Annotated in this window: 10 protein-coding genes; 2 read left to right on the top strand and 8 right to left on the bottom strand. The window is 63.6% G+C overall.

Translation table 11 applies throughout. The features are described from left to right. Positions 1-128: 128 nt before the first annotated feature. On the top strand, positions 129-1988 hold the full coding sequence (locus tag KDB89_RS07190; protein ID WP_219079693.1) for a hypothetical protein: 1860 nt from the start codon (positions 129-131) through the stop codon (positions 1986-1988). A 552-nt stretch (positions 1989-2540) separates the two neighbouring features. Here the strand turns inward: KDB89_RS07190 and KDB89_RS07185 are convergent. From KDB89_RS07185 to KDB89_RS07165, 5 genes are all read right to left on the bottom strand, one after another. Continuing rightward, positions 2541-2831, bottom strand: a complete 291-nt coding sequence (locus tag KDB89_RS07185) for a hypothetical protein (protein ID WP_219079691.1) — start codon at positions 2829-2831, stop codon at positions 2541-2543. A gap of 118 nt (positions 2832-2949) precedes the next feature. Further along, positions 2950-3495: an HAD-IA family hydrolase gene (locus KDB89_RS07180; protein WP_219084138.1), complete on the bottom strand. Its 546-nt coding sequence runs from the start codon at positions 3493-3495 to the stop codon at positions 2950-2952. A 254-nt stretch (positions 3496-3749) separates the two neighbouring features. Further along, positions 3750-5954 carry a helicase C-terminal domain-containing protein gene (locus KDB89_RS07175; protein WP_219084137.1) on the bottom strand — a complete coding sequence of 735 codons (2205 nt, stop codon included), beginning with the start codon at positions 5952-5954 and terminating at the stop codon, positions 3750-3752. A gap of 45 nt (positions 5955-5999) precedes the next feature. Next, a complete protein-coding gene (locus tag KDB89_RS07170; RefSeq protein ID WP_219082186.1) occupies positions 6000-7331 on the bottom strand; it encodes an ISL3 family transposase in 1332 nt (443 codons plus the stop codon). 108 nt (positions 7332-7439) lie between these two features. After that, positions 7440-7835, bottom strand: coding sequence for a DEAD/DEAH box helicase (locus tag KDB89_RS07165; protein WP_219084136.1), 396 nt, complete (start codon positions 7833-7835; stop codon positions 7440-7442). A gap of 1027 nt (positions 7836-8862) precedes the next feature. Here KDB89_RS07165 and KDB89_RS07160 point away from each other — a divergent pair. Beyond that, positions 8863-9195 carry a hypothetical protein gene (locus tag KDB89_RS07160; protein WP_219084135.1) on the top strand — a complete coding sequence of 111 codons (333 nt, stop codon included), beginning with the start codon at positions 8863-8865 and terminating at the stop codon, positions 9193-9195. 22 nt (positions 9196-9217) lie between these two features. Here the strand turns inward: KDB89_RS07160 and KDB89_RS07155 are convergent, their stop codons facing one another. The 3 genes from KDB89_RS07155 to KDB89_RS07145 all read right to left on the bottom strand — a co-directional run bounded on the left by KDB89_RS07155 (position 9218) and on the right by KDB89_RS07145 (position 14389). After that, positions 9218-9760 carry an ImmA/IrrE family metallo-endopeptidase gene (locus KDB89_RS07155; RefSeq protein ID WP_255556421.1) on the bottom strand — a complete coding sequence of 181 codons (543 nt, stop codon included), beginning with the start codon at positions 9758-9760 and terminating at the stop codon, positions 9218-9220. A 311-nt stretch (positions 9761-10071) separates the two neighbouring features. Further along, the gene (locus KDB89_RS07150) at positions 10072-10344 is read right to left on the bottom strand and encodes a helix-turn-helix domain-containing protein (protein WP_219084133.1); all 273 of its coding nucleotides are present in this window, start codon (positions 10342-10344) and stop codon (positions 10072-10074) included. A gap of 352 nt (positions 10345-10696) precedes the next feature. Next, a complete protein-coding gene (locus KDB89_RS07145) occupies positions 10697-14389 on the bottom strand; it encodes an NACHT domain-containing protein (RefSeq protein ID WP_219084132.1) in 3693 nt (1230 codons plus the stop codon). Between the last annotated feature and the right edge of the window lie 193 nt (positions 14390-14582).

The raw sequence follows: 14582 nt of genomic DNA, 5'->3' as shown, positions 1-14582 counted from the left end.
GCGGCCCATCTGCGAGTTCCGCGTCCTTGGTGTCCATAAGTAGTCGGTCCACGTCGCATGGGAAGTATGTCGGTCTCGAACTGCTGGCTTATCTACACTGCTGGGCACAGTTCTGGGAAGCTATGCGTGTGACCGAGGGGACAGGGAACGAAAAACAAGACGAACAGCAGACTCCGAACGGGAGCCAGCGTTCAAAGCGCTCTTGCTTTCGCCTCGGCGTCGTCGCGACCGTGGCTGTAGGACTGTTGGCTGTTGCGGGCATCGTGTCTGTGGACAACTCGGACCGGGATTCCGATTCGGACGGCTTGACTGATCGAGTCGAAAAGGCGGGCTGGCTGACCGCTGACGGTGCCAAGCACATCACCGATCCACGCCTCGCAGATACCGACGGCGATGGATTGTGCGACGGAGAGGAAGCCGGTGCGGTCGTCTCGACAGGCGCCGGGACGGTGGTCTTTGCTGGCCTCTCAGATCCAGTCGACGCGGATACTGACAGCGACGGGCTCGATGATGGCGTCGAGGCACGTGGATGGTTGACGGTGCACGGCGCCTGGTTCCGCACGGATCCGTCGAACCCTGACACGGACCTGGACGGTCTCACCGATGGCGGCGAAGCCGGCCCCACCGCCACAAGTCTTGACGGGGTCATCCACTACCAGGGTGTGTCCAATCCCCTGAGGGCCGACTCCGACGGCGATGGTCTGGCCGATGCGACAGAGACTCGGGGGTGGACCAGTACCCGAGGCACACTCTACCTGACTGACCCCACGGACTCCGATTCGGATGAGGACGGCCTGACAGACCGGCAGGAGGCAGGCGAAGCCACTCACGTGATTCCACACGGCATTCAGTACCTCGCGTTCTCTGATCCGCTCATCGCCGACACGGACGCTGACGGCCTGAGTGATGCCGCAGAGTCCGACCTATCGCTTGACGCCTTTGAGGCAGATTCCGATGGCGACCAGCTCGACGACGAGGTCGAAGTCAACATCCTGGGCACGGCTCCAGATCTCGCGGACACGGACGGGGATGGCTTCAGCGACGGTTTCGAGGTGGCGAACAGGGAGAGCCAGGGTCTCGACCCTTTCGGGCCCGACATCAGGATCGAGCCAGCAACCTACGCCAAGGAGTTTGCTGCAGGAGCGTTCCTCGGGGAGTTTTCACAGGGTAACTCGATCGCCTGGTTGGCCGGCAACCTCGCATCCGGCGCCTCAAGCTTCATCCCAGGCGTGGGTTGGGTGATCGGTGGCGCCGCAGATCTCCGTGATGCCGTTGGTTCCGCGATCCACGACGATTGGGTCGGCACAGGGTTCTCGCTCGTAGGACTGGGCCCTGCCGCGGGAGACGCCGCCGCAGTTCCCACAAAGGTCGCAAAGTTCGTTGCCCGACACCCCGAACTCGCGCCGGCAGTTGGCGCCGTGATTCTCGGACTCAAGTGGCTGCCCGATGCCACGAGGACCGCGGCTCTCCGGGAAGCGTCGCCCGTGGCATGGGCAACGCTTAGGAAGCTGGGCTCCTCAAACAGAACCTTGGTGAGGCTGTCAACGGGCAGGATTGGTCTCACGCCAGTCAGCGACGCGATGAGCAGTGTGAATCACGTCACTGGGGTCAACGCGCGATTCTTCAAGTCTGGGCAGGATGCAGAGGTCTTCCTGGCTGACCACTACGGCGCAACCAGCACAGGAACGACGACCCAGACGGTGTTCTCGACCTCATCCTGCAGCCTGCTGAGCAATCGCCATGTGAGACGCATCGACGTCCTTGCCGACGGCGTGGCGCACGAGTCCAAGGTCGGCTACTTGTCCATGAGCCCAGGAATCAGGGCCCAGATTGAGTCTGACGCATGCCTCATCGCCACTGGTGCGATCAAGTCGGCCCACTGGCACTTCTTCGCGAGCGCTCAGTCCAACACGATCGGAGCTACAAAGGCCATCGTCGAACTACTCGACAAACACGGAATCCCATTCACTATTCACATGCCCCGCTGACTCATGCTGCGGCTTCAGAGTGGCAGGTCTGCTTGTGCGTGCCTTCGCCTGCGAGGACGCGGTCAGGGACGTGACCGTCGGGGCGGAGGGCGTCTGCGCCGCGGCCGGCACGACCTCGAACTAGATGTGGGTCGTCCTCGCGCCGGAGGTCGTGGACATCGAGACGGGGGTCCCTGCGGCGGCCGTCGTGGCGTTTTCCAAGAAGACTGCGAAGGTGTCCTCACCGCTCACGTTGTAGGAGGCGTGCACCGTCTCCGTCGAGGAGATGCTCGGGACTCCCTCTTGGGCCCAGGCACCAGTGGTGAGCCAGCCCCAGGAGCCGGCCGCAGTCGACGTATAGGCGTCGGTGATCGCGCACGTGGCCCGCGGCCACCGCCGGACACGCCGATCGGTGCGGCGGTGTTCGCCCCGTGAAGACGAGCACCGTGAGCATCCCGTAGTCCCCGGTGCTCCCCCCATGGTGGCGGTCACCGTAATCGATCGCGACGTGGTGACCGGCGCTCAGTAGAGCTTGGACAAGACGTCGTTGGTCGTGTTCCCCTTGGCCTGTGCCTACGTGTAGGTCAGGTGCGAGCTGAGGTTGTCGCTGACTGCGATGGATTTGGCGTCGCTGTTCCCGTTCGACTGGGCCGAGATCACCAGGACCGAACCGGCCGGAGGCGTGAAGCTCGCCGTCGTCAGTGTCCTGCCCGCCTTCTTAACGACGGCTGGTGTCGAGGCGTCGAGCGCGAGCCCTGCGGCCTGCGCCGGTTGGGGTGGGACGGCGAGCAACCCGGCGAAGGCAAGCGCCGCCGCCAGTAGGAAAGTGATGAGGACCCGCGCGTGCGACACCATCCGTTCCACCCCCTGGAACCCGCACGGCCTTGCCCCCTTGCTCGGCCGCTTGGCAGCGACAGGATAATCCTGGTTCGGGGCCAGTCGGGGGCCAGCAGGAACACCTCTAGCCGAGGCTGCATCGGTGCTAGCTAGCTGCGGGTGTGATCGCGAGTTCCACGCCGGTCGAGGCATGACCTATGACGGCGACCGCGCAGAGGTCGTCGACGGTGACGAGGTCATCGTCCGCTGGTCGGTACCCGCCGACGATGATGGTGCTCGCGCCGCTGGCGCATCCGGCGAGGATGCCTGTCTCGGCATCCTCGAAGACCACGCACCGGGCAGGATCTGCTCCGAGCCGAGACGCGGCGATCAGATAGCCGACAGGGTCGGGTTTTTCGTCCGCGACGTCCTCGGCTGAGACGAGCACGTCCGGTTGGGGCAGTTCGGCGGCGTGGATGCGCATCCGTGCCAGGTTACGCGGCGCGGAGGTGACCACCGCCCAGGGTGCGCCGTTGAGCGCTTTGAGGAGGGCGCCGGCGCCGGGGACCTCGATGATGCCGTCGGCGAGTGACTCGATGCGTTCTTGTTCGGCGACGGCGGTGTCGACGTCGCCTCCTGCGGGGAGGAACCGCTCGTAGGTGTCGCGGCGGCTCTGGCGTCCGTGGCAGGCACGCACAGGCAGTTCCGCCAAGGACCTATGGAGGGCTGCGACGTAGTCCCCGCGTACTCTTCGGCGACCGGCCCGCGACAGATCGGAGTACCCAGATCAAGAACCACGGGGGCTGCTCACCATCGGTTGACTCCGACCACCGAGTGGCACTCGATCGACTCCGGAAGCGAGTACGCCTCGCCAACCCTGACAGTGCTGAATCCAGCCACGGAAAAGGTCCACGAAACCTGGGGTACTCCATTCCTCCGGTGGCCGTATCGAGCTCGGCCCGGATGCTAGAGAAGGCGCCCTGAAAACACCGGCAGCACCGCGCTGGGAAGCACATCCGCACGCCTCAACTCATCGGCGACGGCATCCCGGAGCTCGTCAACTCCCGCTTCACTCAAAAGCCGCCCCTGGAGAGACATCCAGGCGGCCGTTACGCCTTCGGCAACCTGCAGCACGTCCTCGACAAGGGTGAAGGACAACTCATCGGCGGCCAGGGCGCGGGCTGAGTCATGGACCGTGCTCTTGCCGCTGACTAGGAAGATCTGGCTGCCGTAGGGCACCTCTTCATCGAGATCGGCGGAAGCGGCCCTCAGATGAGTGTTTGCCTGTCGAATGTCTTCGGCAGAGATATCGTTCTCGTCCTTGGCCTCCGACTTGGCCTCCCACGCAACCCACATCTCGTCAGACCACCGCCACAGGGCATCGGCGCGAGCTTCCTGTTCGGGCTTGTGTGACTGCGCGCCCAGGAGCTTCCCGAGAGTCACCAGGCCCCGCTCATATCGCGCCGCGTCGCGCTGGGACAGGTCATCCTTCATCTCCTCAATCGCGCGAGTGAGCGCACGAGCCTTGCTGAAAGATCTCGCATATGTGATAACGCCCTCCACAGCAAGTGAGTCGAGAGCGGACTCTTCAGACGGAGACGAGGTGGCTGTCCCATCAACAATCCGCTTGTTGGGGATCCAGGTGGTCCTGGAAGCGGCTGCGTTTGCAGCTTGCGTGAACTTCAATGACTGGGCATCAAAGGAAGCGTCCGTGGTCGCCGCCAGGCGTGCCCAATGTGCAGCGAGGTAGTTCCACAACGCTTGGTACGGACGGAGCTCCGCCCCCCCAGACAAGACCTGGATGGCACGCTCGCCCTGGCGAACGGCATCGCAGAAGTTCCCGCGCCAAGCGGCTTCCACAGCACGAATCTCATAAGCAGCTGAGCCCTGGAGCGCCTTGGTGTCGACCGAAGCGTCTGCAGCCGCGTATCGATCACGCAGCGTGCGAATCTCCGGCTCGACGTTCGTGTTCCACTCTGGGTCCTGGGCGAGGAACTGCCGGACCGCAGACGCGACATCGGCGGCGGACCGTCGCGCGCTATTCCGGATCCCCACTTCGAGCTCGGCTCGGATCTCTGGATGGGTGCCAGCCTGGACGTCACGGTCTCCGGCGAACGCGATGAGCGGCTGACCAAGCACAACTACAACCGATCGGTCGTTGGCATTGCGTGTTGCACGGCCAGCGCCCTGAGCAAACCGGGTCCGAGTGCGTTCCTGTAGAACTCGCTTGGCTCCGAGCAACGTCGTGTAGAACTTCTCCTGCGGGTCGGCGCCCACAGGCAGACCCGCGAACACGATGAGGCGACAGTGTTCGTCGGGCAGATCGATGCCGTCGTACCTGTTCGCGAGGGCGAGCACTGCGCTGGGTTCGCCCGTGAACGGGGCAAGTGTGGACTCGACATCGCCGGCGCCTAGGGCCTTGAACCCGGCTGGCACGAGGCGCTGCTTGTACTGTTCCACGGCGAAATTCGAGGGCGCTAGCAGCAGCGAACGCCCCGCGGTCTTCATCAGTCCAGACACGAACGCATCCAGAGCTTGGCCCGCGGTGGCGTCGCTGGCGGCACGCGCAAAGTCCGTGATCAACTGCGGGAAAACGAAGAAACGGCGCCCTGTGCCTCGCGCATCCCACCCTGCTGGCGCCGCCATTCTGGTGATACGGCAGCGACCGAAGGCACGCTCGAGTTCGCCACCCGCCCCGATCGTGGCCGAGAGGTACAGGCGCTGCTTTGGGGTGACGTACGGAGGATGAGTGATGGTCGGCGGGAGCAACGGCCGGATGATAATCTCGTCAGCGCTGACAAACACGTTGCAGGCGTCGATCGAGTCACGCACCATCCGCCACTGGAACTTTGCGCTCGACTTCTGCGCCTCCGTTTCGATGATCGTCGTAAGGGCTGCAAGGTTGGCGGTCACGACCGACGGATCGACCAGGTAGCCCTCGGACCGCGTCGCCGGATCCGGAGTGGTCGCAAGAAGCCGGTCCGCTGCAGTTCCTGGTAGGCCCTGGGCCAAGAGAGTGACAATCTGCCTGTAGGCAGCGGCGTCATTATCGAAACGCACGGTCCACGTGTCCGCGATGGCGCCTGCCGCGGCATGTGCGTCGTCAAAGATCAGTACGTTCGCATCGTCGAGTTGGGAGTTGGAATTGAACACGGCCTTGTAATGCGCCACCGCGATCGCGTCGGCCTTGGTGGCTCTTCGGACCTGAGCGTGGGGTCATAGTCGTAGACCGCCGCCGATGAGGAGCATTCTGAGGCGGTAGTTATCGGGGTCGCGGAATCCTCGGGCGACGCGGCGGGCGAGTTCGATCAACCCGTTGATGGCTTCGGTTCCGCCGTTGTTGGCGCCGCCGGTGGTGAAGTAGCCCAGGAACGCGTCTCGCCACTGGTTCAGGGTCCGGCCGAGGCGGGCGATCTCCGGGATCGGACACGACGGGAACGTGGCCAGGATCTGCTCTGCGACCCTGCGGCCGTCGGCGTGGCTGGGCTGGTGGTAGACCGAGCGGAGCTGTTGGGCGCAGTGCCAGGCGACCTCGACTTCGACGTGTCGGTCGTCGGCGGTGAACGCGGTCTCGAGGCGTGTCTTCTGCCGGTCGGTGAGGTGTTCCCGGCCGGCGCGCAGTAGGTTGCGGATCCGATACAGCGGATCGTGTCTGCGGCCGCGGTGGCCGTGGATGTCTTGCTGGACCCGGCGGCGGACCTCGTCGACCGCGGTCGTGCCGAGCTTGACCACGTGGAAGGCGTCGATCACCGCGATGGCGTCCTCCAACTGGTCGTCGATGGCGTTCTTGTAGCCGTGGAATGGGTCCAGGGTGGCGATGTCGACGCCTTCGCGGAACGTGTCGCCGCGGGCCTTCAGCCACGACGTGTAGGCCTCGCCGGAACGACCCGGGACCAGATCAAGGAGCCGCGCCCGGACGTGTCCGTGCTGGTCGCGGGTGAGATCAACCATGCCGGTGAACTCCTTCGGGCCGCGTCCACCCTGCTCGACAGGCCTGGTCGAGACGTGATGCCAAATGTGTTCGTCAACACCCAGCGTGGTGACACCGGCGAAGCGCGACTCATCGTCGGCGGCTGCTTCAAGGATCGGTTTGACGGCTCGCCACAGCGTCTTCCAAGCACAACCCAGCTGACGGGCAAGACCCTGAACCGAAGCGTTCTCGCGGCGCATCTGCCCGACCGCCCACGATGTCGCCCGAGCGGTGAGCAACGCTCTGGGCCGCGCCACGTCGGGGTCTTGTTCCATGAACGAGGTCACCGGACACGACGGCTCCGGACACAGCCATCGTCGTTTCCGCCACCACAACCGCACCGGCGCCGTGAAACAGGCAGCGTCGATCAACTCCACCCGCTGCCGGCCATGCGCATGCGCCACGACCCCACATGTCGGGCAACCCATCACCCCCGGCAGCCGGGACTCGACCTCAACCCGAAGCCCCGCGTCGTCGCGATGGACACCGGTCACGTGGAGCCCGGGCAACCCCAGCAGAAGGTCACAGCGCTGGCAGTAGCCGCCGCCGGCACGGCAGCAGGACGTAGGATCGGGCATCGTCGAGGTCCTTGAAGATCAGGTGGTGTGGTAACCCCGATTCTTGAGGGCCTCGACCCCCTCCCGCCCCCCGACACGCCCGCCGCCGGATCCACGCTCACCCCACGCTCAGGTACGAAGAGCCGCCTTGGTGTAGGCGAACCTGTCGTTGGCATCCCAAGCCGAGTTCGAGCCGGTCAGGTCAACGACACTGACGCCCGTGGCGTGGGCATCCGCGATCGCCTGCTTGGCTAGTTGCAGGGTCGGGCACAGGTATACAATACGCTCGCCAAACGTGCGGCGCCGCCATTCGCCAATGAGCATTCCGACGAGGGTCTTACCAGCTCCCGTAGGCAGCTCGATGGCAAGATCAGGGTCGTTCTTGTGGTTGAGATAGTCCCGCAGAATGTCCGCCTGGTGCGCCCACAGGTGCTTCGGTCCGTGGTCGAGCCGCACGAGGTCACGGAACAAAGCCTCGGGGTTCGCGGCCGCAGACGGCTGGGCCGTGCCAGTAATGAAGGACATAGGCAGTCTTCCTACTCTAGGCCAGAGTCGAAAGTCCAGCCGACGCCTGGCCATACGCTGCCGCTGGAGCGCGAACGTCTTAGTCGCGCGACAGCAGTATATGCTCCCAATGATGGTCACGCTCGATAAGGGCGTCAACCTGGCTAGGCGATCCGCAGGTTTGATCACACGGAAGCGGTATCCCGACTCTGCACAGCTCGACGCACTTCATGCGCTAGGCCGCCGGCCCTTCCTTCACCAACGCAGCTGACCGCGGCTTCCGTCGCAATCTCACGAACGGCGCGTCGCTGAACAATGTCCGCGTTCCCGAGCGCTCGGAGAGCCACTGCCGGGCTGCCGACAAGCGGCACCGGCTCGGCGCTGGTGCACACGGCCAGGGCTGAGCATGGAATAGGGCGGGCCTCCGTGAAATCTGCGCCGAGTACGGCAGGCTAGCTTCGGCCTCGCCATCAACCGCGATCACGCCCGCCCCGTGATCGCCGCCCTCGATCCGGGCATAGGCATCGCCTGCTACAACGACGACATCGCCATCACACTCTTCTCCGCCGCTGCCGCCCAGGGGTGGCGCGTACGTGGCGACGCAGGGCTTGCAGGAATGGACCACACCCCGCTCGCAGGTGACTAATCCCCCCACTCTCGACCTTCGGGTATGAACTCACAGCCGTCGCCCGCAACACGGTTGCGACCGCATTTGCTGCGATCGGTGACGAGTCACTCCCGTTCAGTGAGATTGACGTACGATTGATCCCCGGCGAGTCCGCCTATCCAGCAGGTTTCTGCGCCTGCTGCGACATCGACCCAGGAGACGGGTGGAGCGGACATTCCCTGCCACGGCCCCTGCGCCGCACACCCTCCCAGATCGCTTTGGAAGTGCAGAACAGGCGCAACGTGCTGCACATACGCAAACAATGAAAGAGAGCCACCTTCGATCTCCCGAAAGTGGCTCTCACTAGGCATTTTGGTCGGGCTCCTGCGAAACTACTGCCAACAAGGGCGCCGGACGGCGGAACTTGCCGAGTTGCTGGCTGTGGCATCCGCGTCGAAGCGGGAGCCGAGCGGCAAGCTGCTGCCGCAGCAGTCCTCCCTGCACCGATCGGTCGTCAAGCTCATCGTCGAGGACTACCAGGCAGGATCGTCAACCTACGAGCTGGCCGAACGGTACGGGGTGCGGCGCAACACGGTGCGTGACGTGCTCCGCCGGGAAGGCTTCGACCCGAGCGTCAACGCCAAGCGACCGAGTCTGACCGAGGGGCAGAAGAACGAGATCCGCGAGCGGTTCCTCACCGGCGCGACCAGGCGCGAGCTCATGCGGGCGTTCAACGTGAGTGAGACCACCGTCAAGCGGGTGCTGCGCGCATAGCTGGCGTGAGGAATCAACGCACTCACACTGTCCGACGTTCCGATTCGCGTTCTGCCGGGATTACATAGTCGCCCGTGGGGTAGGACCGTCGAGGGATGCTGTGAAGGCTGTCGACGAGCCCGATCTCGGATAGCCGATGTCGGATCCGCCGCTCGCTAACCGAGAACACTGCTGCCAACTTCTGGAAATCAGGTGTCTGCCGGTACTCCTTGCGTAGGAGCGCGTCGGGCACGAGCACGCACCCTGCGAAGTAGTCGGCGATGAGCTCGCGCTCTCCATAGGCCACAAATGCTCGCTCATCGTAGACGTCACTTTGCCTCGGGTGGTCAATAATGTGCTTCAACTCGTGCAGAATAGTGAGCCGATGCGCTAGCCATGGCTCAGTCGCCGCTACGTGAATTTGCCAACTTCCTTGTCCCCAGAAGGAAGCGCCCGAAGCAGGCAAGTCGTCCACGACTTCAATTCGAAGATGCGGCACATTGTCGAGGAGCCGGGTCGGGAAATAGTGGTCTGTGACGCCAAGAATCTCTCGGAGTCTCTCCGCTTGTGCCCGAGCAGGATGCATGGCCTCCAAGTGGCTGAGACGGCGCCGCGGGGTCAGGTCGCGCAACTCCCGAAGGACGGATGCTGAACTCGCGGATGTGGTTAACGGTGTGGTGGGGTGTGGTGCTTTCATCGTGGTGGTGATGATCTTCCTGAGACTGATCGCCTACAGGGCTCTCAAGACTATTGCAGCTCCTCTTGCCCAAGGATGCTCAGGTCAACCGGCGATTCGTCTTCGCCTGGCGCAGGGCCGTATGGATTCATCCCGTGGTTGGTGGTCACTCGTGTGAAGTAGGCGTCAACTGCATCGACGGCCTCGTCGGGCAGGTCACCCTACTTGGCGCGTAGATAGGAAGCGAAGTTCGGCAGGTCGTACGGCATCACGTACTCGGCCATGGCGAACAGATCCGCTAGCGGGATCCCAAGTGCCAATGCGATCGCCCGCAGTGAGTCCGGTCGGGGTGCCTTGTAGAAGCCCTTCTCCAATCGGCCGATGTAGGCGGCGTCGACCCCAGCGACTCGGGCTAGTTCACGACCGCTCATCTTGCGCTCCACGCGGAGCTTTTTTATGTATTTACCTAATCGGCGCGCTTGCTCTTCTTTCATAACTCATTGGCTCTTCCTTCTATAAAAAGAGTAACATAATAGATGTCATAAGTCATCACATTGTCGTCCATTCCACAACGCCTGACATGCTGGAGTGCGCCAATCGACCTTGGCGCGAATTGGCAGGATACGCTGGCGGCATTGCGATCATTTACCGCCTATAGGCTCTCCAAATCACAGACCGCAGCCTATTAGCATGAAGGGATCATCTTGCTAAAAACAGAAAGTGACCGCTTTGAAGTCGACCACCGACCCAATCCTGTTCGGTGATTTTCGTCAGCCCGCTTTTGACCTTATTGCAGCCAGCATGCGTCGATCATTCAAATGCACGGATGTTGGGCGGGGTTCGTGCCTACAGTCGCGGGACTCGTGGCACCCATTGCGCTTCGAGGGCGGCCGCTTCTAGCGGGGTCTCCTCGTGCGATTGGGAGCGCGAGCGCTCTGCCGCGCCAACCCACGCAGCCGGATAAAGTTCTGGATGCTCGAGGATGGAGCGGACGTACTGATCGTCTAGATGCCGGACACCATCGGGAATGTCAACTCGCGCAGTGGCGCCCGCGCGAGCGATCGTGTCAAGCAACAGCGTGCTGGGACTTCGAAGCATTCTGGCGGTGACAGCGCGAAGGATCGTCCAGGAGCTCGCCCTCGGACCCATCAGTTTGATGAGATCCTCCTCGGGGATGGCATCAAGGGCATCGAGCGAGCGGGTACTTGCGACAAAGTGAGTGACGAGCAGTTTTGCTCGCGATCCACACCCGGTGATGCGCTGAAGCACCTCGCCGCCGAGTCGCCGTTGGTGCTGGATCATGCCCAGCCGGCTCGAAGCAGAGGCTGCGGCATCGAACTCCTCGACCGTGAGACCGGCGAGGTGCGCGTCGACACTTGGCAACTGGCTCTCGACCACAGAGGTGTCCGCTGTCGCGAGGAGTGCGAGCGTCCATGTGGTCCGCGAGAGGCTGTCCGTGTAGCGGTCGAACGTCTCGGTCCACCATGCGGTTGCGGGGTGCCCGTGGACGCGAATCACGAGCGTCCCGTAGTCCACGTTGTCGCCGAAGGGCTCACCGTTGGTGTCGATCGAGCCCTCGCCCCGCGTCCCCACACTGGCCGCTCCTGCGATCGCGATCTCCGCAGCCAGGAGGGAAGGACCATGGATTTTGCGCAGCACTCGGGCTGGGTTCTGCCACGGTTCGGTCGTGCCCTTCTGCCCCTTGCCGCGAGCGTTTGCCGCCCGTTTGAGCCCGTCGTACTGGGGGTCGATCTCGACCAACCGGGTGAGCGCCGACGCGCGTGCCGAACGGTCGGATTCGGAGAGCCAGAGGTGACCGCTAGACATGCTCGGGCCGCGGCGGCTGTCCTCCATGAGCTGGTGGTACCACTGCGGTCGCATCGCCCGGAGCAGGGAGCCCGCCTCACCTGAGCTTGACGTCGGGGTGTCCGAGCACCAGCCATCAAGCACCGCGCGCAACAGTTGTTTGCCTGCCGCGGCGTCAGGCTCGGGCGAGATACCCGCGCGGAGGGCGGCGCGCTGGTTCTCCGGTGAGTCGAGGGTCAGGCGAGGTGCGAGGTCAGACTCCAGGCGCGGGACCCCGAAGGCGCCACCGACGTTGAGCCAGGCGTCCTGTTCTGCCTGCCCAAGGCTCCGGTCGACATGGGGTCGCCACCACTCAAGGAACCTCTGCTTGTCGAGGGCTACACGGTTTCGGAGGAGTTCGACCCTGACGGGCGTCAGCGGACTCGATGGCGCACGCTCGATGGCCGCGAGTATCTCGGACGCAAACTGGTCCCCGCCGTTGGCGTGCGTCAGACGAGGAAAGTTCACAGCGGCCTCTGGATCGCGTGCGATCAGGACAGCACTGAGATCGTCGGCAATCAAGCGCGTGACGTCGCGCTGCACAGGCGTGTTGTTGGCAAAGGTTCCGTCACTGAGAAGAGCCCACGCGGCGACGCGCTCCTGCAGGGGATGCTGCGCAGCGCTCAGCGCATCCTCAAGCCCGTAACGCAAGCCAGCGAGCTCGTTGGGTGGTGCGAAGCCCGCGTAGAAGCGCACCGTGTTGAGCCAGTAAGGACGTTCGATCAGTTGTTGGAGAACATCCTGCTTGGACAGAGCGACCCGTCTGTCACGGCCTGCCCATTCGGCAAGGAACCGCGCCGCGAAGTACTCCCGGACCGGCTGAACTGCGAACTCGAATGAGCCCTCGACCTTGCTCGTCAGCGCCCAGAATCGGTCCGATGCGGCCTTGAAGAGCGTCTCGGCCTGCTCCACCGGGCCTTCGGTCTCGCGGAAGTACAGCAGCAGCGTCGTCTCGATGTCCTTCTTCGACATGCGGCCGGCGGCTGGCTTCGTCTCAACGCCTGAATGCATGTGCCAACCGAGGAAGGACGTGACCTCCTGCACCCGGGCCACCTGATCCCGCTCGATCTGCTGCCGGCTGACCTCTCGGTCGAGCAGTGTGGCCATGTAGTCGGAGTAGAGCGGCGTCCGCGACACCGGAACCGCATCGCCCTTCCGGTTGATCAAGAAGAGCAAGATCGTCAGTTGCATCGGATTGTCTGCGAGCTGCGCAACGTGGTCGAGTGCTGTCCGATCGGCGAAGGTGCGTCGTAGGTCGCGCCGAGCCTTGCCACGAATGTCATTGACATCGGCCCACTTGTTGACGAACTGGTGCTGCAGCCTCGGCGTCAGCGGCTCCAGGCGCAGAGTCTGGAAGATGTCTTTGTCTGGCTCCGCGAGTCCGGAGGCGTTCGGGCGCGCGGTGACCAGGATCTGGAATCGCCGCAACTTTGTCGTGGTCGCCATCCGCGTCGCTGTCAGGTTGATCTGTTCAACCGCGACGCTTCGCCATGACGGGTCAGCGATCTCGTCAAGTCCATCCAGGACCAGAAGTGTTGGGTACCGCTCTAGGAGGCTCTGCACCTCTTCGACGTTGACTTTCCGCCCACCGCTATTGGCACTGCAGAAGTCAGCGAGGAACAGTTCCAGACTCCGTGCACCCTTCGGCCGCTGGCGTGTGGTCTTCTTGGGATCCTCCTCTCCAAACGGATCTCGCCCGGCCAGCCACGCGGCATAGTCCTTCAGGTCGATGCGTACCGGAAGCTTCGGTTCACTGACGTCGTCGTCGGGCGGTTTGCGGTCGCCCAGTGCATCACCAGGCAGGATCGCCGCACGGTGAATCTGGGACAAGTACTGGCCCAGCGTCGACTTGCCTTGCCCCGGAACTCCGATCAGATAGGTCAGCGGCACCGGGGTCTGCAGCATGTACTTCAGAGCGCCGGACGACTCGAACACCTGGTGCGCCTGTTTGCTGACGAACTCGTCCACTAGATTGCGCGGAGGCGCCTGAAGCGAAGCGTGCACGTCGACAAAGAGATCCACGACGCTGACACGGTCCATGTCGAGTTGCGAGAACTTGATCTTGGAGTCTTCGCGCCACTGCGTCCCCATGACGTGCAGCATCGTGTCGCGCATCCGGGCCGCTTGGCCTTGCACTTCGGAACCGTGAATCAGGTATCTGATGGCGTCTGAGCCGGCCAGCATCTCCTGGTACGACCACTTGATCGCATCCGGGGCGGCATCAACCTCAGCGTCGATGTCTGACTGCCACCAGCACTCGATCGGCACGCCGAGATCCGTGCTCAACTGCTGTCGGAAGCCTTCAAGCTTCTGGATGCTTCCGGTCCGCTGGGCTGTGGTCGTGCCCGCAACAGACGTCATCAAGACGTAGCGAGTGATGCGCTTCTGCTCGACCAGCCGAAGGATCTTCTCGCGTTCGCCCTCCAAGGCGTTCCGGAGCCAGGCCTCGGGGTTCTGCAGGAGCTTGCTGCTCCACTTCACCTGGTAGATGACGCTGCCGTTCGAGATCGCGTCAATGCCCTCGTCGGCCATTCCAACCGGATAACACCGGACGGGGTCGAACTTGAGCTTCAGCAGCGCGCCACAGAGGCGCTGAAAGTCCGCCTCGGACAAGCGCCAGTACAGGTACTTGAACGAGTTGCCTGGCTGCTCGGTTGCCGGCTTCGCGGCGCGTTGTTGCCTCGGCCTAGGCATCGCACGCTCCCCGGCGTTCGAGGGGCTGCCAGTAGGTCATGACCGCGATGTGGCCAAACGCCCGCTCCGGGGGCCGTTTGACGGCGCTCGCGTGCTCTTGGCCGACCTGGGCGAACGCGATCGGATAGGTGTCGGATGACACGGGACTCCTTCCACCTTGATGCCTGGCCGGAACGATATCGGTGACCCCCGA

The organism is Tessaracoccus palaemonis, assembly GCF_019316905.1.
GTDB classification, from domain to species: Bacteria; Actinomycetota; Actinomycetes; order Propionibacteriales; family Propionibacteriaceae; genus Arachnia; species Arachnia palaemonis.
This window is presented reverse-complemented; position numbering and strand designations above follow the sequence as displayed.

Coding starts and splice junctions, on each gene's coding strand:
- KDB89_RS07165 (WP_219084136.1), bottom strand. CDS start 7,835: ATGTCCTTCATTACTGGCACGGCCCAGCCGTCTGCGGCCGCGAACCCC.
- KDB89_RS07145 (WP_219084132.1), bottom strand. CDS start 14,389: ATGCCTAGGCCGAGGCAACAACGCGCCGCGAAGCCGGCAACCGAGCAG.
- KDB89_RS07155 (WP_255556421.1), bottom strand. CDS start 9,760: ATGCATCCTGCTCGGGCACAAGCGGAGAGACTCCGAGAGATTCTTGGC.
- KDB89_RS07150 (WP_219084133.1), bottom strand. CDS start 10,344: ATGAAAGAAGAGCAAGCGCGCCGATTAGGTAAATACATAAAAAAGCTC.
- KDB89_RS07170 (WP_219082186.1), bottom strand. CDS start 7,331: ATGCCCGATCCTACGTCCTGCTGCCGTGCCGGCGGCGGCTACTGCCAG.